Source organism: Pseudomonas sp. FDAARGOS_380 (assembly GCF_002591235.1).
GTDB lineage: Bacteria > Pseudomonadota > Gammaproteobacteria > Pseudomonadales > Pseudomonadaceae > Aquipseudomonas > Aquipseudomonas salmasensis.
The window spans coordinates 484,755-503,478 of sequence record NZ_CP023969.1 but is presented as its reverse complement, the minus strand read 5'-3'; the positions used below and the strand labels follow the sequence as shown (position 1 = coordinate 503,478).

General features: G+C 61.8%; 18 protein-coding genes. 9 read left to right on the top strand and 9 right to left on the bottom strand.

From position 1 onward, the window contains the following. Nucleotide 1: 1 nt before the first annotated feature. Complete coding sequence (locus tag CRN80_RS02480) at nt 2-1,354, top strand: aromatic acid/H+ symport family MFS transporter (RefSeq protein WP_098949495.1); 1,353 nt, start codon at nt 2-4, stop codon at nt 1,352-1,354. A gap of 108 nt (nt 1,355-1,462) precedes the next feature. Here CRN80_RS02480 and CRN80_RS02475 read toward each other — a convergent pair whose 3' ends face one another. Next, entirely contained in the window at nt 1,463-2,266 is an 804-nt protein-coding gene (locus CRN80_RS02475) for a SirB1 family protein (protein WP_032893436.1), read from the bottom strand. Nucleotides 2,267-2,453: 187 nt separating this feature from the next. Between CRN80_RS02475 and CRN80_RS02470 the strand changes: the two genes are divergently transcribed. Next, nucleotides 2,454-3,473 (top strand): Glu/Leu/Phe/Val dehydrogenase dimerization domain-containing protein, encoded by a 1,020-nt coding sequence (locus CRN80_RS02470; RefSeq protein WP_098949494.1) that lies wholly within the window; start codon nt 2,454-2,456, stop codon nt 3,471-3,473. A 55-nt stretch (nt 3,474-3,528) separates the two neighbouring features. On the opposite strand, the gene CRN80_RS02465 is transcribed toward CRN80_RS02470, so the two are convergent. Next, a complete protein-coding gene (locus CRN80_RS02465; RefSeq protein WP_003188807.1) occupies nt 3,529-3,789 on the bottom strand; it encodes a YebG family protein in 261 nt (86 codons plus the stop codon). A 402-nt stretch (nt 3,790-4,191) separates the two neighbouring features. On the opposite strand from CRN80_RS02465, the gene CRN80_RS02460 reads away from it, so the two are divergent. Next, nucleotides 4,192-4,680 carry a phosphate-starvation-inducible protein PsiE gene (locus CRN80_RS02460; RefSeq protein ID WP_014717052.1) on the top strand — a complete coding sequence of 163 codons (489 nt, stop codon included), beginning with the start codon at nt 4,192-4,194 and terminating at the stop codon, nt 4,678-4,680. Here the strand turns inward: CRN80_RS02460 and CRN80_RS02455 are convergent. From CRN80_RS02455 to CRN80_RS02445, 3 genes are all read right to left on the bottom strand, one after another. Then, nucleotides 4,677-4,994 carry a DUF3509 domain-containing protein gene (locus CRN80_RS02455; protein ID WP_078466754.1) on the bottom strand — a complete coding sequence of 106 codons (318 nt, stop codon included), beginning with the start codon at nt 4,992-4,994 and terminating at the stop codon, nt 4,677-4,679. The two genes, CRN80_RS02460 and CRN80_RS02455, sit on opposite strands and share 4 nt — an antisense overlap. A 277-nt stretch (nt 4,995-5,271) precedes the next feature. Then, nucleotides 5,272-6,561: a serine/threonine transporter gene (locus CRN80_RS02450; RefSeq protein WP_098949493.1), complete on the bottom strand. Its 1,290-nt coding sequence runs from the start codon at nt 6,559-6,561 to the stop codon at nt 5,272-5,274. A 61-nt stretch (nt 6,562-6,622) separates the two neighbouring features. Continuing rightward, nucleotides 6,623-7,999, bottom strand: a complete 1,377-nt coding sequence (locus CRN80_RS02445) for an L-serine ammonia-lyase (RefSeq protein ID WP_098949492.1) — start codon at nt 7,997-7,999, stop codon at nt 6,623-6,625. A gap of 137 nt (nt 8,000-8,136) precedes the next feature. On the opposite strand from CRN80_RS02445, the gene CRN80_RS02440 reads away from it, so the two are divergent. Together CRN80_RS02440 and CRN80_RS02435 are read left to right on the top strand one after the other, a co-directional pair. After that, nucleotides 8,137-9,084 carry a LysR substrate-binding domain-containing protein gene (locus tag CRN80_RS02440; protein ID WP_032893426.1) on the top strand — a complete coding sequence of 316 codons (948 nt, stop codon included), beginning with the start codon at nt 8,137-8,139 and terminating at the stop codon, nt 9,082-9,084. Nucleotides 9,085-9,297: 213 nt separating this feature from the next. Beyond that, nucleotides 9,298-9,708: an HPF/RaiA family ribosome-associated protein gene (locus CRN80_RS02435; protein WP_003188815.1), complete on the top strand. Its 411-nt coding sequence runs from the start codon at nt 9,298-9,300 to the stop codon at nt 9,706-9,708. A 56-nt stretch (nt 9,709-9,764) separates the two neighbouring features. Here CRN80_RS02435 and CRN80_RS02430 read toward each other — a convergent pair whose 3' ends face one another. Further along, nucleotides 9,765-11,276 (bottom strand): MFS transporter, encoded by a 1,512-nt coding sequence (locus CRN80_RS02430; protein WP_098949491.1) that lies wholly within the window; start codon nt 11,274-11,276, stop codon nt 9,765-9,767. Between the two features lie 104 nt (nt 11,277-11,380). On the opposite strand from CRN80_RS02430, the gene CRN80_RS02425 reads away from it, so the two are divergent. Continuing rightward, on the top strand, nt 11,381-12,253 hold the full coding sequence (locus CRN80_RS02425; RefSeq protein ID WP_098949490.1) for a LysR family transcriptional regulator: 873 nt from the start codon (nt 11,381-11,383) through the stop codon (nt 12,251-12,253). A 132-nt stretch (nt 12,254-12,385) separates the two neighbouring features. On the opposite strand, the gene fecA is transcribed toward CRN80_RS02425, so the two are convergent. From fecA to CRN80_RS02405, 3 genes are all read right to left on the bottom strand, one after another. Beyond that, nucleotides 12,386-14,722 carry a TonB-dependent Fe(3+) dicitrate receptor FecA gene (fecA, locus tag CRN80_RS02415; protein ID WP_098949489.1) on the bottom strand — a complete coding sequence of 779 codons (2,337 nt, stop codon included), beginning with the start codon at nt 14,720-14,722 and terminating at the stop codon, nt 12,386-12,388. 203 nt (nt 14,723-14,925) lie between these two features. After that, nucleotides 14,926-15,867: a FecR domain-containing protein gene (locus CRN80_RS02410; protein WP_098949488.1), complete on the bottom strand. Its 942-nt coding sequence runs from the start codon at nt 15,865-15,867 to the stop codon at nt 14,926-14,928. Then, nucleotides 15,864-16,352, bottom strand: coding sequence for a sigma-70 family RNA polymerase sigma factor (locus tag CRN80_RS02405; protein ID WP_032897602.1), 489 nt, complete (start codon nt 16,350-16,352; stop codon nt 15,864-15,866). Before CRN80_RS02405 ends, CRN80_RS02410 begins: the two co-directional genes overlap by 4 nt. A gap of 171 nt (nt 16,353-16,523) precedes the next feature. Here CRN80_RS02405 and CRN80_RS02400 point away from each other — a divergent pair, with 171 nt between their 5' ends. Genes CRN80_RS02400 through CRN80_RS02390 form a run of 3 tightly spaced genes read left to right on the top strand, consistent with a single transcriptional unit; the run spans nt 16,524 to nt 18,723 of the window. Next, nucleotides 16,524-16,826, top strand: coding sequence for a DUF3649 domain-containing protein (locus tag CRN80_RS02400; protein ID WP_032893419.1), 303 nt, complete (start codon nt 16,524-16,526; stop codon nt 16,824-16,826). Next, a complete protein-coding gene (locus CRN80_RS02395) occupies nt 16,823-18,397 on the top strand; it encodes a PepSY domain-containing protein (protein WP_098949487.1) in 1,575 nt (524 codons plus the stop codon). Before CRN80_RS02400 ends, CRN80_RS02395 begins: the two co-directional genes overlap by 4 nt. Beyond that, nucleotides 18,397-18,723 (top strand): DUF3325 domain-containing protein, encoded by a 327-nt coding sequence (locus CRN80_RS02390; RefSeq protein WP_098949486.1) that lies wholly within the window; start codon nt 18,397-18,399, stop codon nt 18,721-18,723. The genes CRN80_RS02395 and CRN80_RS02390 overlap by 1 nt, the downstream gene beginning before the upstream one ends. The last annotated feature ends 1 nt before the right edge of the window (nt 18,724 follow it).

The following is an 18,724-nucleotide window of genomic DNA, read 5'->3' as shown; positions in this document are numbered from 1 at the left end:
GATGCACAATCAGATTGCCAGCTTTCGCGCGGCACTCGACGCCCGTCCGGTGTCGCGCTATCAATGGTTGATTCTCCTGCTGCTGGCACTGCTACTGGTCACCGATGGCTATGACGCCCAGGTGCTGGGCTATGTAGTGCCGGCGCTGGCCCAGGATTGGGGCCTGGAAAAATCCGCGTTCGGCCCCGTGTTCAGCGCCAACCTGCTGGGCCTCACCCTGGGCTCGCTGCTGGTGACACCGCTGGCGGATCGGTTTGGTGTGCGACGCATTCTGCTGGCGTGCGTGCTGATCTACGCCAGCCTCACGGTATTGATGGTGTTCGCCAATTCCCTGACCACGTTGATGGCGGCGCGGTTTATCTGCGGGATCGGCATGGGCGGTGCGATGCCCAGTGCCATGGCGTTGATGTCGGAGTATTCGCCACCACGCCTGCGCACCTTGATGGTGACGCTGGCCGCCTGTGGCTTTTCGTTCGGCGGCGCGGCGGGTGGCTTTGTGGCGGCCGGGTTTATCGACAGTTTTGGCTGGCAGGCGGTGTTCCTGGCGGGCGGTGTGACGCCGTTGCTGCTGTTCCCGTTTCTGGTATGGCTGTTGCCCGAATCCTTGCCGCGTCTGTTGCGCGATGCGCCGCCCTATCTGCGTTTGCGCAGAGTCACGGCGCGGATGCTGCCCGACTGGCAGCCACCGCCCGCGACCGAAGCGGAAAGCTTGAAGGAGCAAGGCAGCAAACTGACGGTGGTGGAGCTGTTTCGCAACGGCTACGCGCGCCCGACGCTGCTGATCTGGGCGACTTTCTTTGTCAGCCTGATCCTGCTGTATTTCATGATCAGCTGGCTGCCTTCGCTATTGCTCGAAAGCGGCCTGGCGTTGAACGAAGCCAACCTGGTCACCTCCATGTTCCTGTTCGCCGGCACCTTGGGCGCCATTCTCATGGCCTGGTTTGCCGACCGCCTGAAAAGCAAAGTACGGTTGCTGTCCGGCGTGTTGGCGGCGGCAGCGTTGTGCACCATCTTGCTGGGCTTGAACCACGACAACCCACGCTACCTGGTGGCCTGCGTGTTCGCTGCCGGGTTCTGCATCATCGGCGGGCAACTGACCCTCAATGCCTTCGCGAGCAACTTCTACCCGGCGCACGTGCGCGCCACCGGCACGGGCTGGGCGTTGGGGGTGGGGCGATTCGGGTCGATTCTGGGGCCGCTGTTTGGCAGCCTGTTGCTGGCGATGCATATACCGGTCGAGCAGATTTTCTTCTTCTGCGCGATTCCGGCGGTGATTGCAGCGTTGTTGATTATTCAAGTGCGGGCGCCGGGAGCTAACACGCTGCACAGCGACGTTCTCAAACCCTCACTGTAGGAGCGAGCTTGCTCGCTAAGCACGTCAACGATAATGCGGGCATCCTGGTTTAACGCGGTGCCCTTGCGTTCTTCGCGAGCAAGCTCGCTCCTACAGTTGGGAGTTGGGTCAGTGCATTACTGAGTTGGGCGGCAGGTGCCCGAGCCGCTCGGTCAGGCGCAGACGCTGGATCGGGTCATCGCTGAGCATCAGGGCGTGTTCCAGGTCGAAGCGTTCGGCGCTGGGGCAATCCAGGCGTTGATACAGGCTGGCGCGCGCCAGGTAGTCGGAGGCGCTGGCGTTGCCCAGTTCCAGTACGCGCTCGGCGTCCACCAGGGCCGCCAACGGTTCGTCGTTGGCAAGGTAGAGTTGGCGCAGGTTGCGCGACAGCCGTTGCAGGATCGCCCGTGGCTCGGCAGTCAGCAGGTGGTCGGCCTGCAATTTCAGCTTCTCCCCGTATTGGCGCGCCAGCAACTCGCGACAGTCGTTAGGGTACAGGCGCCGGCCGCCGCAAGGGTCCAGCAGGTGATCGGCACCCGGTACCCGCAGCAGGAAGTGCCCGGGGAAGTTCACGCCGACCATGGGGATATCCAGGCGTCGTGCCATCTCCAGGGCGATCAGGCCCATGGCCAAGGGTTGCCCGCGTTTGCGTTGCAGCACTTTGTCCAGCAGCGCGGCGGCGGGGCGCAATGGCGTATGGTCATCCTGGGCAAACCCAAGGTCATTCAGGCGTCGCAGCAGCGGTTGGCCGAGTTCATCCGCCGGTAGCAGGGGCATGCCCAGGCTGACCTGTTGTTGCAGCGCGCCAAGCTCGTGCAGGATCAGCGCCGGCTGCACGCTGGCGTCATGCTCGGCAGCAATCCACAGCGCGGCTTCGAACAGCGCGGGGGGTGAACGGTCCAGGCAGGCGAAAAAAGCTGTGCGGGGGTTCATCGAGTTCTCCGGCGTATGCCCCCGTTTTAGCCTTGCTGAGAATTTTCGTCCAGCACCTTGAGAGATATCCCACGCGCTTATGTCGTAGATCCCACGAAAACGCGCGGCTTATTCCAGCGCAATCCAGCAGTTTTCTGCCGCAAGCCTATACTTGGCCCACTACCAGAAGTGATTCGGGAGCTCATTGATGTTTGCGCTCATGCACAGCACCCGCCTTGAATCGCTGCACCTGAGCGTTGATCCGGTGACCGGCTTGAAGGCGATCATCGCCATCCACAACAGTCGCCTGGGCCCAGCGTTGGGTGGCTGTCGTTACCTGGCTTACCCTAATGATGAAACCGCCGTAGCCGATGCTGCGCGCCTGGCGCAAGGCATGAGCTACAAAGCCGCACTGGCCGGGCTGCCGGTGGGCGGTGGCACGGCGGTGATCATCCGCCCCGTGCACGTGGAAAGCCGTGCGGCGCTGTTCGAGGCGTTTGGCCGTTGTGTGGAAAAACTCGACGGCCGCTTCATCACCTCGATCGACAGCGGCACCTCGGTCGCCGACATGGACTGCATCGCCCAGAACACCCGCTTTGTCACCAGCACCACCGCCGCCGGCGACCCCGCGCCCCATGCTGCCATGGGCGTGTTCGCCGGTATCCGCACCACCGCTATGGTGCGCCTGGGCAGCGACAACCTCGAGGGCCTGCGCGTCGCGGTACAGGGCCTGGGCAATGTCGGTTACGCCCTTGCCGAGCAACTGCATGCCGCCGGTGCCGAGCTGCTGGTCAGCGACATCGATCACGGCAAGGTGCAACTGGCCATGCAGCAACTGGGCGCCCACCCGATTGCCAACGACGCCTTGCTCAGCACCCCGTGCGACATTCTTGCGCCCTGCGGCGTCGGCGCCGTGTTCAACCGTAACAGCGTCGGCCAGTTGCGTTGCGCCGCCGTGGCGGGTTCGGCCAGCGCGCAACTGACCAACCTGGACATCGCCGACCAATTGGAAGGCCGCGGCATCCTCTACGCACCGGACTATGTGATCAACTCTGGCGGGCTGATCTACGTCGCCCTCAAACACGCCGGCACCGACCTGCCCGGCATCACCGCGCACCTGTCAAACATCGGCAGCCGCCTGACCGAAATCTTCGCCCACGCCCAAGCCGAAAAACGCTCGCCCGCACGGGTGGCTGATGAGCTGGCCGAACGCCTGCTGTACAAATAGGCCAGGCATTAAAAAGGCCCTGAATCCATGATTCAGGGCCTGTTCAATTCGGGCTTTACTCCGCCGCCGGGTTCAGCAACTCGGACAATGCGTCCGGCTGGCTCTTGAACGCCTTGGCAAACACATCGCGGTTCTTCGCCATGTAGATCCCGGCTTCTTCCACCTGCTGCTCGCTCAACGACGGCACGGCTTTTTGCAACACCTCTGCCAGCAACTCAGCGAGTTCAAGCATCTTGTCATGACGGTCAGCTTCGGCTTTATCCATGAACAAACGCTCCAGATCTCGGCTGCTGCGGTATACCACTTCGACGGCCATTCACCACCTCACATGCCTTCACGATAGTTGTCTTTTGCGACTACTGTATTTATATACAGCTAAAAGGATAAGCCAAACGTCGGGGTTTGGATAGTAGGTTTTTAATGTAGTTGGGAAATGGGGGGCTGAACCGGAAATTTCGCACAGCACGCTGAGGTCGATGGTTCCCACGCTCGATCGTTCCCACGCTCCGCGTGGGAATGCATGCAGGTCTGAGGGACGCGGAGCGTTCCAGGCGGCGTTCCCACGCGGAGCGTGGGAACGATCGGGGGGGGTAATTTAAGTGCCTCGTGTCACACGGCCACCATCTTATGCTCCAGCCCTGGCCTTTTTTCTGCATGCAGAATAACCGTCACGTCCACCCCGCATTATCCGGTCGAGCCGACCTAAGGAAGCATCATCGTGAAAATCAACTGGGCCGAAAGGCTGCGTCAGCAAGTACATGGGCTGGCCGAGTCGCTGGGTAATCTGTTTGTCGAGTCGTTCCATTACCTGGCGCTGTTCGCCATTGGTGCGGTGACCGCCTGGGCGGCGGTGATGGAGTTCCTGGGGATGCTGGAGAACGGGCACATCAAGATCGATGACATCTTGCTGCTGTTCATCTACCTGGAATTGGGCGCGATGGTCGGGATTTACTTCAAGACCAACCACATGCCGGTGCGCTTCCTGATCTACGTGGCGATCACCGCGCTCACGCGTTTGCTGATCTCCAACGTGTCCCATCACAACCCGCCAGACCTGGGCATCATCTACCTGTGCGGCGGCATTTTGCTGTTGGCGTTTGCGATCCTGGTGGTGCGCTACGCCTCGTCGGCCTTCCCTTCGGTAAAGGTCGAAAGCCCGCGTCGCAAGGGCGAGGCGAGCCTGGAGACCGAGAAGGGCGAGCTTTAAAGCCCGACGCTGAAGGGCAGGGTACGGGCGGGCGGGCGCTGCAGGAGTTTGTGGCTGTCGCCGTCCGTCATCAGCTCCAGGATTTGCACGGCGCTGTGGCCCTGTTCGATGGCAATGCCGAACTGGATGCTTTGCACCAGGCGCTTGAGGCGTTGCGGGTCGTTGCGTTGTTCGGCGCTGATCATGCGCTTGGCCACTACACCGGTCTCGTCAGAGAGGGTGAGCATGATGCTGCCGTCCAGCCTTTGGATACTCAGGTTGACGCGGTATTGGGGGCTGAACGTGTCGGTGATGATCTGAAAAGGATTGTCCATGGTGCGTTACCGCCTGATAAGAACATGCAGTCATTGACGGCCGGTGTCGGGATTAGTTCGCATTGCCTGACCACTGGCCAAATTCCGTTTTCCTCAAAAGCTCTACAGCAAGGGCCGTGCCGTACAGCGATTTACCCCGCACAGATATCCAAATGTGGGAGCGGGCTTGCTCGCGAAAGCGGTCCTTCAGCCAAGTATTTGTTGGCTGATACACCGCATTCGCGAGCAAGCCCGCTCCCACATTATTTTGGGCTGTTTTTGAGATCAGTGAGCTAATTCAGGGCATCACGGAAAAAACGATCGCAGACAGCGCAATCAGCCCGATGACCACCACAAACACATTCGATGCCTGGCCTGAATACTGGCGCAAAGATGGCACTCGGCGGATCGCGTACATCGGCATCAGGAACAGCAGGCACGCGATGATCGGCCCGCCCATGGTTTCGATCATGCCCAGGATGCTCGGGTTGAAGGTGGCCACGGCCCAGCAGGTGAGCACCATGAACAACGCGGTGCAACGTTCCAGCCATTTCGCCGACATCGAACGGTTGCGCCCGCGCAGGGATTTGACGATCAAGCCTTGGAAGCCTTCGCTGGCGCCGATGTAGTGGCCCAGGAAGGATTTGGTGATCGCCACCAGCGCGATCAACGGTGCGGCGTAGGCGATCACCGGCGTCTGGAAGTGGTTGGCCAGGTACGACAGGATCGAGATGTTCTGCGCCTTGGCCGCGGCCAGGTCAGCCGGTGACAGCGCCAGTACGCAGCTGAAGCAGAAGAACATCACGGTCAGCACCATCATGCCGTGGGCGGTGGCCAGGATGCCGCTGCTTTTGCGTTCGGCCTGGGCGCCGTAGACGCGCTTTTGGTCCACGGCAAAGGCGGAGATGATCGGCGAATGGTTGAACGAGAACACCATCACCGGGATCGCCAGCCACAACGTCTTGAAGAACAGCGGCAACGGCATGCCCTCGCTGGCCGAGGCGAAGAACGCGCCGTTCCAGTTGGGAATCAGGCTGAATGCAAGCAGTAGCAGGGCGGCCACGAACGGGTACACCAGCACGCTCATGGCCTTGACGATCACGCCCTGGCCACACCGCACAATAGCCATCAGGCCGAGGATCAGCACCAGCGACAGAATCGCCCGGGGCGGCGGCGCCATGTGCAATTGGTGCTCCATGAAACTGCCCAGGGTGTTGGTCAGCGCCACGCTGTACACCAGCAGGATCGGGAAGATCGCAAAGAAGTAGAGCAGGGTGATCAACTTGCCTGCGCCGACACCAAAGTGTTCCTCGACCACTTCGGTGATGTCGCCGGATTTGCCTGACAACACAAAACGCGTCAGCCCACGGTGGGCGAAGAAAGTCATCGGGAAGGCCAGCAGTGCCAGCACGATCAGCGGCCAGAAACCGCCGACGCCGGCATTGATCGGCAGGAACAGGGTGCCCGCGCCGATGGCGGTGCCATAGAGGCCGAGCATCCAGGTGGTGTCGTGTTTGGTCCAGCCGGTGGTTACTGTGTTTTCTCTGACATCGGGATTTTCGGCAGCAGGTGTACGTACATCAGTCATCGGTATTGCCTCGTTATTATTTTTGCGCGGGCTCACGTTGGGGCGGGTAGCAGTGCTCCGATCAGCACTCCACCCAGCTGACCGCCAGGCCGCCCCGTGAAGTTTCTTTGTATTTGTCATGCATATCGGCGCCGGTATCGCGCATGGTGCGGATCACCCGGTCGAGGGAGATGAAGTGTTTGCCGTCGCCGCGCAGGGCCATCTGCGTGGCGTTGATCGCCTTGACTGCCGCAATGGCATTGCGCTCGATGCACGGCACCTGCACCAAGCCACCGACCGGGTCGCAGGTCAGGCCGAGGTTGTGTTCCAGGCCGATTTCGGCGGCGTTTTCCAGTTGCTCCGGGGTGGCGCCGAGGATATCGGCCAGGCCGGCAGCGGCCATGGCGCAGGCCGAGCCTACTTCGCCCTGGCAGCCGACTTCGGCGCCGGAGATGGAGGCGTTTTTCTTGCAGAGGATGCCGACGGCAGCAGCGGCCAGGAAGAAGTTGACCACGTCGTCGTCCGACGCGTCGGCGTTGAATTTCATGTAGTAGTGCAGCACGGCGGGGATGATCCCGGCCGCGCCATTGGTCGGCGCGGTGACCATGCGCCCGCCGGCGGCGTTTTCTTCGTTGACGGCGAGGGCGAACAGGTTGACCCATTCCATGGCCGACAAGGTCGAGGTGATCACGTTGGGCTTGCCGATTTCCAGCAGGCTGCGGTGCAATTTCGCGGCGCGACGCGGCACATCCAGGCCACCGGGCAGGATGCCTTCATCGCGCAGGCCCTGTTCCACGCATTCGCGCATCACCGACCAGATATGCAGCAGGCCGCTGCGGATCTCTTCGTCGCTGCGCCACGCCCGTTCATTGGCCATCATCAGTTCGGATACCCGCAGGCCGTGCTTGTTGCACAAGGCCAGCAGTTCCACGGCGCTGGAAAAATCATAGGGCAATTGCACATCGCTGGTAGGCGCAACGCCTGATGCGGCTTCAGCGGCTTCGATGATGAAACCACCGCCCACCGAGTAATAGGTTTGTTCGCTCAGTAGGCCGCTGTCGCCATAGGCGTGCAGGGACATGGCATTGGGGTGGTAGGGCAGGCTTTCCTCCAGCAGTAACAGGTCGGTGTGCCAGTTGAAGGCAATGTCCTGTTGGCCGGCCAGCAACAGCCGGCCGGACTCGCGCAATTGCTGGATACGCCCGTTGATCGAGGTGGGGTCGACGCGGTCTGGCCATTCGCCCATCAAGCCCATGACACAGGCACGGTCGGTGGCATGGCCGACGCCGGTAGCGGACAGCGAGCCATACAGGCGCACTTCGACGCGACGGGTTTGGCTGAGCACATGCTGGTCGGTCAGGGCTTGGGCGAACGTCGCGGCAGCGCGCATCGGGCCGACGGTGTGGGAGCTGGAAGGACCGATGCCCACCTTGAATAGATCGAAAACACTGATAGCCATGCTAAAGCCTTACAAGCAATGGAGTAGAAATCGCTGCCATGTTTTGTAGAGCAGGCGGAATTGGCGCGATACTGAGCCTCTGGCTCGGCACTGACCAACGAATTATCCTAAGACACCCTTTAGCAGGACTAAACGCTATGACCCGCCCCCTCCACGGCCAGACCTATGTCTGGTTGCACGTGTTTTCCTGCGCTGCACGGCATCTATCGTTCACCCGCTGCGCCGAAGAACTGCACATCACGCCGGGAGCGGTGAGCCAGCAAATTCGCCAGTTGGAGGAGCGCCTGGGCTTTCGGCTGTTTCATCGGCGCGCGCGGGGGGTGGAACTCAGCGCCGAGGGGCAGCGCCTGGCGGCCGTGGTGGGGGAGGCTTACGGCAGCATTGATGCAGAGTTGCAGCGCCTGGACGCCGGGATGATCAGCGGTACCTTGCGCCTGCGTTCGATCCCCTCGTTTCTGGGCAAGTGGCTGACCCCGCGTCTGCCGCGCTTTCAGCAACGTTTTCCGGACATTCAACTGCGCATGGTCGCCGAAGACAGCAGCATCGCCCTGCATGAAGGCGACTTCGACCTGGCCATCGACCTCAACGACGGCAGCTACCCGGGGTTGTTATCCACAGCCCTGTTGGATGAACAGATATTCCCGGTGTGCGCCCCCAGCCTGTTGCGTGGTCGCCCGCCTTTGCATGGCCCGGCGGACCTGGCGCATTTCCCGCTGCTGCACGACATCACGGCCTGGCGTGGGAGTTATGAATATGCCGAGTGGGAGTTTTACCTCAATGCCATCGGCTACCACGGTGCCGACGTGCGGCGCGGGCACACCTTCAACCGCAACCACCTGACCATCGAAGCCGCCATTGCCGGCATGGGCGTGGCGATTGCCCGGCGTACCTTGCTGAACGATGAACTGGAGCGCGGCACTTTGATCGTGCCGTTCGGCCTGGCGGTGCCCAACCATAAACGCTACGTGCTGTTGTATGCGCCGGGGGCGTTGAACCATCCGGGCGTGCGCGCAGTGCATGACTGGCTGGTGGAGGAAGCGGGGATTTTTCGCGGATTGCACCCGTTGGGAGAGGGGCAATTGTGAGTTTGGCAGGGCGTAAGAAGATGTAACTAACTCCCCACCCTAACAGCGTTTTTGCTCGTCGTCAGGGTTAATTTGTAATGTAGGATTTATCTTTGCAAAGGACTTGAATTGTTTCAGCAGGTGCTCAATTGTGTAATCAAGAGGTCATGGTTTCACCACCCCGGTGTTGCAGTTTGTGACCTCTGGCGAGCTAGCTGAAATAAGGGAAGAACTATGCAAATCCAAGTCAATAGCGATAACCATATTGAAAGCAGCATCCGACTGGAGGAGTGGGTACGTACTACCATTGAGAGCACGCTCGAACGCTACGAAGAAGACCTGACCCGTGTAGAGGTCTACCTGCGGGACGAGAACGGCGACAAGCCCGGCCCCCACGATTTGAGTTGCCGTCTGGAAGCACGGCCAAAGGGCCATCAACCAGTTTCCGTGTGCCATAAAGCCGATACGCTGGAACAGGCGATCGATGGCGCCGCAGTCAAGCTCGACCACGCACTGGAACATCTGTTTGGCAAACTGCAAGGCAAGCCGCGCGCTGCCGGTAAAAACCAGCCAATCAACAAAGTGAACGAAGACGCGTTGGAAGAGGAATTCCTGGAAAACGAGAACGCTGCCATTAACGGCTGATTGTTTTTTCATTCCCCCACTGAAAACGGGCCTGCATTTGCAGGCCCGTTTTTCGTTCAGCGCTCGCGCCGGAAGAAATGCCGGCTCAACAGCGCCAACCCGCTAGCGCCCAAGCCCGCAAACAGCATGGCCCAGCCGGCGCCGCTGCGTAGCGCTGTTTGCGCATCATGAACGGTCAGCCCCGGCGCATCCAACTTGCCGGCGGCAATATGCTGGCTGAGGCTTGCCCACTCCAACGTCGTGCTGGCAGGCAGCACATGGGCCAGGTGATGGCTGATTCCCAACAACAGCACCAGGCCCATCAACGCGATATTGAGCGCGAGGGTGATCAGCCGTGCGCTGAAGTCGATGCCCGAGGCCATGCCGGCGCGGTCAGCCGAGACTGAACCGGTGGTGGTATTGGTGGTGGGGGAGTTCGTCAGCCCCAGTCCTATGCCTGCTATCACGCAACTGAGCAGCACCAGCGCGATGCTGGGTTGTTCGGCAACATTGACGATGGCCATTGCCACGAATCCCGCGCCCATCGTGCCCAGGCCCAGGGGGATGATGCGTTCGGCGCCAAAACGCAGGGCCAGGCGTTCGGCCAGCGGTGGCACCAGCAAAGTGGGCAAGGTGTACGCGAGCAAGGCGGCGCCGGTGATCAGCGTGTCGTAACCCAGGCCCGCCTGGAAATACAATGGCAGGTAGATCATGAACGGCCAGAAGCTGAAGTTCATGCCGATCGAGCCCATCAACGCGCCGTTGAAACGTTGGATGCGCAATACCGAGAAGTCAAACATCGGGTGGGCACTGCGCCGCTCAATCCAGATAAACAGCAGCAGCCCGAAGACCGACAGGCCAGCCCAGCCGAGCATCGCCGGGGCGCAAAAGCCGATTTCGCTGCCCTGGGTGATGAAATAGACCAGCGCAAACACCGTGAGTGTCATGGTCAGCATGCCGGCGATGTCGAGGCGATGGCTGGCCGGGTCGCGGGATTCCTGCACGCTGATGTGCAACAACGCCAAGGTGAACAGGGTCAGCGGCACGTGCACCAGGAACACCCAGCGCCAGTCCGCCACGGCCAGGATCAACGCCCCCACCATCGGCCCGAAACCCAGGCCCACGCCAGCGATCACGCCCCATATCGCAAAGGCCCGCGCACGCGTCGCCGGTTCGCGGAACTGGTGGGACAAGATCGCGAACTGGCAAATCATCATTGCTCCGGCGCCGATACCTTGAACAAACCGCGCGACGATCAGCGTGGCGGCGCTGTCGGCCAGCCCACAGGCCAATGAAGCTAGCCCGAACAGCCATAGGCACACCACCAATACGCGCCGACGACCAAAGCGATCCGCCAAGGTGCCCGCCGCCATCAGCACGCTGGTACAGGCCAGGGTGTAGGCATTCATGATCCATTGGGCGTCTTGAAAGCCCGTGCCCAGTTCCTGTTCCAGCGTCGGCAGGATGACCGGCACGCTGGAGATTTCCAGGCCGAACATCAGGGCCACCAGGCAGACGGCGGTGAGGGCCAGGCCGTTTCTGGCGGTACGCGGGGGAGTGAGGGCCGAGAGTGCGGCGGCGCGGGGCATACGACATTCCTTTCGAGAGCGGGAGGGGCTATTCTCTCGGGAATAAGGTTCTTTATTGGCGACAACTTTTCCATTGATAAGGGAACAAAGGGCGACAATTAAGCATGGCTACCCCACGTTTTGATGGCGTCGAACTCTTTTTGCAGATTGTCGAAAGCGGCAATCTCACCGAAGCCGCCGAACGCCTGAACCTCACGCGCTCGGCGGTGGGCAAGGGCCTGGCGCGGCTGGAAGCGCGCTTGGGCACTTGCCTGTTACAGCGCTCCACTCGGCGCCAGCGGTTGACCGAGGACGGGCAGGCGTACTACGAGCATTGCCTGCGCGCCTTGGCGGAGCTGGAGGCGGCCGAGTCGGTGCTGGAAAGTGGCCGTCAGCAACCCCGCGGGCGTTTGCGAGTGAGCGTGCCCCTGGCGTTTGGTCATCACTATGCCGCGCCAGCGTTGTGGGCCCTGATGGACAGCTATCCGGAACTGGAAATCGACCTTTGTTTTTCCGACCGCGTGATCGACTTGGTGCAGGAAGGCTTCGATATCGCTGTGCGCATCGGGCCGTTGCCCGACACCGACCGTCTGAGTGCACGGCGCTTGGGAGAGCAGGCCATGGGGCTGGCGGCGTCACCGGCGTATTTGCAGCGCAAGGGCGCCATTGAAAGTATCGAAGACCTGGCCGTTCATCGTGGCATTGCTTACCGCAGCAACACCGCGCAGCGTTCGCGCCTGGCTTCGCCCTTGATCGTGGACGACCTCCAGGCCGTGGCCGATGCCGCCATCGCGGGCGTGGGCCTGGCCTGGTTGCCGAGTTGGTTGATTGCCCACTATGCGCTACGTGGGCAGTTGCAGGCCGTGCTGCCCAGCTACCGTGAGCAACCTGCGCCGATCCATGTGATCTGGCCGACGGCGGCGCATATGCCGGCCAAGACGCGGTGTGCCATTGACGCGTTGGTGGCCGCTACCCCCAGTTGCCTGGCGGGCAGTTAGATCCTGAACACACTGAAAACCATCTGTAGGAGCGAGCTTGCTCGCGAAAAACATCAACGATAACGCGTGTTTGCTGAATGAACGCGGCGCCTGTGAGTTTTTCGCGAGCAAGCTCGCTCCTACAAAATGCGGTCAGAACGCGATAGAGGTTTGCACATACACCGTGCGCGGCTCACCCACGTACTTGCCCTTGTTGTTGTCGTCAAACGAGCGGGTGTAGTACTGCTTGTTGAAGATGTTCTTCACCCCCACCGCCAAATTCAAATCCGACAACTGCGGGCCGAAGTCATAGGCTGCGCGGCTGCTGAACAGCATGTAGCCGGGGATGCGGCCATTGGCGCCGTCGGCGCTTTCGGCCTGGGTGTTGGCGTTGTCGGCGAACTGGCTGCTCTGGTAGCTGCTGTCGAGGTTGAGCTTCCAAGGGCCTTCGGTGTAACCCACGCCGAGGGTACCTTTGTGCTTGGAGGAGAAGGGCACGCGGTTGCCTTTGTTCGGGCCGTCTTCGCGGATGGTCGCGTCGACATAGGCATAGGTGGCGTACACATCAAACCCTGCCAGCGCCGGGCTCAGGCCGTCGAGGGCGTAGTTGATGCTCGACTCGATGCCCTGGTGACGCGTTTCACCGCGGGCGATCACCGTGTCGTTGGTCTGGTTGCTGTCGTACTGGTTGTCGAAGTTGATCAGGAACGCACCGATTTCCGCGCGCAGGTTGCCGTTGTCATAGCGCGTGCCGAGTTCCCAGGTGCGGGCTTTTTCCGGTTTCACTTCGCCGCTGTTCACACGGTTGGGCATCTGGCTGTATTGCACGCTGCCGAACGAGCCTTCGGTGTTGGCGTACAGGTTCCAGTCGTCGGTGAGGTGGTAGAGCACGTTCAGCGCCGGGAGTGCGGTGTTGTAGTCGCCCTTGTATTTGACGTTGCTCAGGTTGTTGGTCTGCTGGGACTCGATCATCTCGTAGCGAATGCCTGGGGTGATGGTCCACTTGCCGATGTCGATGCGGTCGTCGATGAAGAACGCATTGGCTTCGGTGCCGCCGCGTGTGTCGCGGTCGTTGCGGCTGTTGGTGGTGGGGATTTGCTGGTTGGCGGCAATCGGCGTGCGGTAACGCAGCTCATGGCCGGCTTCATTGATGTAGCGGTAGCCCACGCCGACTTCATGGCTGGTAGGGCCGAGGTCAAAGCCTTGGGCGAAGCGCGTCTCCAGGCCGCGTACCCAATATTCCCGTGGCGACAGTGACAGGAAACTGCCCTGGTCCAGGTAACCGCTGCGCAGGGTCTTGGTGAAGAAACTGTTGACCGTGAATTCGCGGCGGTCCTGCTCGTAGCGATAGCCGACGTTGAACATCGTACGGCGGCCCCAGAACTTGTCGTAGGGGCGTGTGGACTGGTACGGATCAGCCTTGTAGTCCTTGACGTTCAAACCGCCCGGCATATCGGCCTGGCCTTCGTAGTACTGCGCCATGGCGTTGAAGCTGTTGGCGTCGTCCAGCTGGTATTTGCCCTTGAGGATCAGGTCGTCGATGCGCGTGTTGCTGTTTTCCCGCCAATCGCCGCCGCGGGTGCCGGAGTACAGCAGCGCACCGCCCACGCCATTGTCGGCGGTGCCGCCGGCCAGCAGGTTACCGGTGGTCTTGAAGCCGTCGTGGCTGGAGGAGGGGCTGGTCTCGGTCTGCAAGCCACCCTTGACCGTCGGCGCATCCGGGATAGCCCGGGTGACGAAGTTGACGATGCCACCCACGTTTTGCGGGCCGTAGCGCACCGCACCGCCGCCGCGTACTACATCCACCGCGTCCATGTTGCCCATGCTGATCGGCGCAAAGGAGAGTTGTGGCTGGCCGTACGGCGCGAAGGGCACCGGGATGCCATCCATCAGCACGGTGGAGCGCGACGCCAGGCGTGGGTTGAGCCCGCGAATGCCGAAGTTCAGCGCCATGTCGTGGCTACCGGTGCCGTTGTTGTCCGGGGCGTTGACGCCGGGGATGCGGTTGAGCACATCGCGGGCCTGGGTGGCGCCCTGGCGTTCGAATTCTTCGCGGCGGATCACATCACGGGCGCCGGGGTGCTCGAACACGTTGGTTTGCGCCGCGTCACCGAGCCAGTCGCCTACCACGTTGGAGGTCTGCAGCTCCAGGGTCGCAGGGGCGCCAGCCGGTTGCAGGCTGTAGGCGTTATCCCCCTCGGCGCGGGCTTGCAGGCCGGTGCCTTCCAGCAGTTTCTGCAAGCCTTCGGCTGCGCTGTAGTTGCCGGACAAACCGGGGCTTTGCATACCGGCTGTCACTCCCGAACCGAAGGACACCAGCACACCGGCTTCACGCCCGAATTGATTCAAGGCCGCTTCCAAAGTGGTTGGCGCAATGTGGTACGCCTTGGCATCGGCCGCCATCACCGCCGGCAGTGCGGTCAGGCTGAGGCTGGCGCCGAGTAGGAGTTGGCGTAGGGTACGGGCGAGCAGGGTCGGTTGCTGGGGCATGAAGGGCGGTCCTGAGAAGGAAGGATCAAGGGGGCTTTCCTTCTCTGTCACGCCAGGTGCGGAAAACGGCTCACAGTTGCAAAAAATATTTCAAGTTCACTGCCACTGTAGGAGCGAGCTTGCTCGCGAAAATCGTCAACGATAACGCGGGTTGTCCGTTTAACGCGGTAGGTTGGGGGGCGCGAGCAAGAAAGCGCTATGCATCACGCTCGTGCCTGCACGGTCACCCAATAACGCGTAAAACGCCGCACTTTCACCGGCAGGCTGATCTCCAGCAGGTCGAGGATGCGTTCGCTGTCATCCAATGGGTAACTGCCGGACAGCAGCAGGTTGGCCACTTGTGGATCGCAATGGAGCTGGCCGCGACGATAGCGCCCCAGTTCACTCAAGAAGTCTTCAAGGCGCATATGTGCGGCCACCAGCATGCCGTCGGCCCAGGCGCCGCTGTTGGCGTCGGTGGCGCGCGGGGTGTCCCAGCCTTTGCGGGTGAAATTGACTTGGTGCGCGGCGTCGACGCTCAGCGCCAAGCCGTTGTAGCGGTTGGGCATTACCTCAACCTGGCCGGCCAGCACCGCCAGTTGGGTGTGGTCGTTGAACTGGCGCACATTCAAGCGCGCCGCCTGGCTGCTGAGCAGGCCCTGGCCGGTCAGCACGTGCAACGGCGCCTGGCCTGCGCGGGCGGTGAGCAGGATTTCACCTTCAAGCAGGCGCACCAGGCGCTGTTGGCCGTCGAAATGCACATCCACGGCGCTGCCGGTGTTGAGTTGCAACTGGCTGCCGTCGGCCAATTGCACCGTGCGGCGTTGGCCCACCGGGCTGCGATAGTCTGCCGTGAGCGGCGGCAGGATATGTTGCTGGCGCAGGCTCCAGGCGGCGGCCGAACCGGCACCCAGAATCAACAGCAATTTAAGCGCCTGACGCCGGCTGCTGGAGGTGGGCGCGTTCAACGCCGCATGGGCCAGGGGCGAGGGCACGCCGCGTAGGCGTTGGTTGACGCGCTGGATCTGCTCCCACGCGCGTTGGTGTTCGCTGTGGGCATTCAACCATTGCTGCCAGGCCGCCTGCTGGCGTGGGTTGAGCGCGCCTTGCTGCATTTCCAGCAACCAGTGCACGGCTTGTTCGGCGACTTGGCTGGAGACGTTCATAGGGCGAAGTAGCAGCGCATGGCCGCTTTGGTCAGGTGGCGTTTGACGGTGGCGATGGAGATGCCCAGTTGCGCGCCGATTTGCGCGTAGGTCAGGCCGTCGAGTTGGGCCAGCAGGAAGGCGCGTTTGACCTGCTTGGGCAAGCCGTCAAGCAGTTGGTCGAGTTCCAGCAAGGTTTGCAGGATGATTGCGCGGTCTTCTTCCGACGGCGCCACGTGTTCGGGCATCTGCGCCAAGGCTTCGAGGTAGGCGCGTTCCAGGTCCTGGCGACGGTAGAAGTTGAACAGTACGCGCTTGGCCACGGTGGTGAGGAAGGCGCGCGGTTCGATCAGCGTTGGCGTATCCCGGGCACTGAGCACGCGGATAAAGGTGTCTTGCGCCAGGTCGGCCGCGTTGTCCGGGCAGCCGAGCTTGCGTCGCAACCAGCCGGTGAGCCAGTGGTGATGGTCGTTGTACAACACTTCGACGGGATTGGACGGCTGCAACGCGATCACTCCGCAAGCATTCGATATGCTTTAGAGAACAAGAATTGTTCGCATTGTAGGGCCCGTGACCAGGTTCGGCAATCGGCCAAGGCAGGTGATTCATCCGTTCTCTTTTGCATATGAGAATATTTATCATTAATATTGCGCGCTGATGAACCAGGCGCCTGCCGCATGAAAAGTAAAACCTCATTGCCCGCTTCCTACCGCCTCGCTGTCACCTCGCGCGTGCTGGCGGCGGTGATTGGCGGTTACCTGATGGCCTCACTGGCCGCCATTTGCCTGGCGCTGTGGCTGCCCACTACCCGTGCCGATGCGGTGGTCACCGGCATGATGAGTTCCTTTGTGTTCTACCTGCTGGCGGTGCTTTGGTGTTTTGCCTGCCGCACGGCATGGCGCGCCTGGGCAGGGGTGATGGTGCCGAGTGCGCTGTTGGCCACCCTGGCCGGCATTGGTTTCTGGATGGCTCGCACATGAAAGAGGGCTTTCGCCAGGCCATGGCCTGGTTGCACACCTGGGCGGGCTTGATCTTCGGTTGGCTGCTGTTCGCGATTTTCCTGACCGGCACCCTGGCCTATTTCAAAGACGAAATTACCCATTGGATGCAGCCCGAAGTGCAGGCCCATCCCCTGGACGATGGGCGCAGCCTCGCCGTGGCGCAAAATTACCTGCAACAGCAGGCGCCTACCGCCGCGCGCTGGTTCATTACCTTGCCAACCCGACGCGACCCCGGCCTATCGGTAATGTGGCAAGACAAGCTCGAGCCCGGCAAGCGCGGCACCTTTATCCAGAAAGTCCTCGACCCCGTCACCGGCCAACCGGTGCAGGCGCGCGAAAGCAAGGGCGGCGAGTTCTTCTATCGTTTCCACTTCCAGCTGCAAATGCCTTACCCCTGGGGCCGCTGGCTGTCGACCATCGCCGCCATGGTGATGTTCGTCGCGCTGATCACCGGCATCATTACCCACAAGAAAATCTTCAAAGACTTCTTCACCTTCCGCCCACGCAAAGGCCAGCGCTCCTGGCTGGACGGGCACAACGCGGTGGGTGTGCTGGTGCTGCCGTTTCATCTGATGATCACCTACAGCAGCCTGGTGATATTCATGAGCATGGTCATGCCCGCGCCCATCGTGGCGTCCTATGGCGACGACAGCCGGGCGTTCTTCAGCGAGTTGTTCCCAGCTACCGACAATCCGCCAGCCCTCGGCCAGCCGGGCAAACTGCTGCCGTTGATGCCGATGTACCAGCAGGCGCGGGAACAGTGGGCGGGCGGGCATGTGGGGCGCCTGGCGGTCAATAACCCCGGCGACGTCAACGCTTCGGTCAACGTGTCGCGCGCCGGCTCCGACAGCGTGGTGCATGCCTCCGGCAGTACGCTGTCGTTCAACGGCACCACCGGCGAGCTATTGCGAGGCAGTGCCGAGCCGTCATTGGCGACGGCCATCGGTGGCAGTTTCTACGGTTTGCACATGGGCCATTTCGCCGGCCCGGTACTGCGCTGGCTGTACTTTATCTGCGGCCTGGCGGGCACGGCGATGATCGGCACGGGCCTGGTGATCTGGCTGGGCAAACGCCAGCTCAAACACGCTAAGGCCGCGGTCATGCCCTTTGAACTGCGCCTGGTGGAGGTGCTGAATATTGCCAGCATGTCCGGATTGATGATCGCCATTGCGGCGTTTTTCTGGGCCAACCGCCTGTTGCCGGTAAGCTTCGCTGCGCGTTCCGACTGGGAAGTGCAGGCGTTCTTTATCGCCTGGGGCCTGAGCCTGTTGCACGCCTTGCTGCGGCGCGGTCGCCAGGGTTGGGTTGAGCAACTGAGCCTCGGCGCGCTGTTGTTTGCCGCCATTCCACTGCTTAACGCCATCACCACCTCGCACCACTTGGGCGTCTCCGTGCCAAGCGGCGACTGGGCCATGGCCGGCTTCGACCTCACCTGCCTGGCCAGCGGCATGTTCCTGGCGTGGGCGGCGTGGAAGATGCACCACCGCACCGCGCCGCAACCCAAGGCTGAACGTGCCCGCGGGTTGGCACTCAAGCAGCAGGCCCACTGATGCTCCTCGCGCTATTGATATGCTACGCCGGGTTTACCGCGCTGTGTTTGTCCACCGACCGTCACCACGGCGAATTGCTGCACAGCAAACCCACGCCCAGGCGGCGCCTGGGGCTGCGGGTGGGCGGCTGGTTGCTGTTGGCCGTGTCGATCTGGCCGGCGGTGCTTGGCGCCGGTTGGGGCCAGGGCCTGGTGGAGTGGTGCGCGGTGTTGATGCTCAGCGCCTTGCTGCTGGTGTTGCTGCTGCCGTATCGGCCAAGGCTGGCCTTGATCCTGGCGGGCCTCGGCCTGTTGGCCAGCCCTGTTGCGGCGTTCGCCCTATCTTGAG

Coding starts and splice junctions, on each gene's coding strand:
- CRN80_RS02390 (WP_098949486.1), top strand. CDS start 18,397: ATGCTCCTCGCGCTATTGATATGCTACGCCGGGTTTACCGCGCTGTGT.
- CRN80_RS02425 (WP_098949490.1), top strand. CDS start 11,381: ATGGCTACCCCACGTTTTGATGGCGTCGAACTCTTTTTGCAGATTGTC.
- CRN80_RS02430 (WP_098949491.1), bottom strand. CDS start 11,276: ATGCCCCGCGCCGCCGCACTCTCGGCCCTCACTCCCCCGCGTACCGCC.
- CRN80_RS02480 (WP_098949495.1), top strand. CDS start 2: ATGCACAATCAGATTGCCAGCTTTCGCGCGGCACTCGACGCCCGTCCG.
- CRN80_RS02395 (WP_098949487.1), top strand. CDS start 16,823: ATGAAAGAGGGCTTTCGCCAGGCCATGGCCTGGTTGCACACCTGGGCG.
- CRN80_RS02465 (WP_003188807.1), bottom strand. CDS start 3,789: ATGGCCGTCGAAGTGGTATACCGCAGCAGCCGAGATCTGGAGCGTTTG.
- CRN80_RS02400 (WP_032893419.1), top strand. CDS start 16,524: ATGAAAAGTAAAACCTCATTGCCCGCTTCCTACCGCCTCGCTGTCACC.
- CRN80_RS02450 (WP_098949493.1), bottom strand. CDS start 6,561: ATGACTGATGTACGTACACCTGCTGCCGAAAATCCCGATGTCAGAGAA.
- fecA (WP_098949489.1), bottom strand. CDS start 14,722: ATGCCCCAGCAACCGACCCTGCTCGCCCGTACCCTACGCCAACTCCTA.
- CRN80_RS02470 (WP_098949494.1), top strand. CDS start 2,454: ATGTTTGCGCTCATGCACAGCACCCGCCTTGAATCGCTGCACCTGAGC.
- CRN80_RS02475 (WP_032893436.1), bottom strand. CDS start 2,266: ATGAACCCCCGCACAGCTTTTTTCGCCTGCCTGGACCGTTCACCCCCC.
- CRN80_RS02455 (WP_078466754.1), bottom strand. CDS start 4,994: ATGGACAATCCTTTTCAGATCATCACCGACACGTTCAGCCCCCAATAC.
- CRN80_RS02445 (WP_098949492.1), bottom strand. CDS start 7,999: ATGGCTATCAGTGTTTTCGATCTATTCAAGGTGGGCATCGGTCCTTCC.
- CRN80_RS02440 (WP_032893426.1), top strand. CDS start 8,137: ATGACCCGCCCCCTCCACGGCCAGACCTATGTCTGGTTGCACGTGTTT.
- CRN80_RS02435 (WP_003188815.1), top strand. CDS start 9,298: ATGCAAATCCAAGTCAATAGCGATAACCATATTGAAAGCAGCATCCGA.
- CRN80_RS02410 (WP_098949488.1), bottom strand. CDS start 15,867: ATGAACGTCTCCAGCCAAGTCGCCGAACAAGCCGTGCACTGGTTGCTG.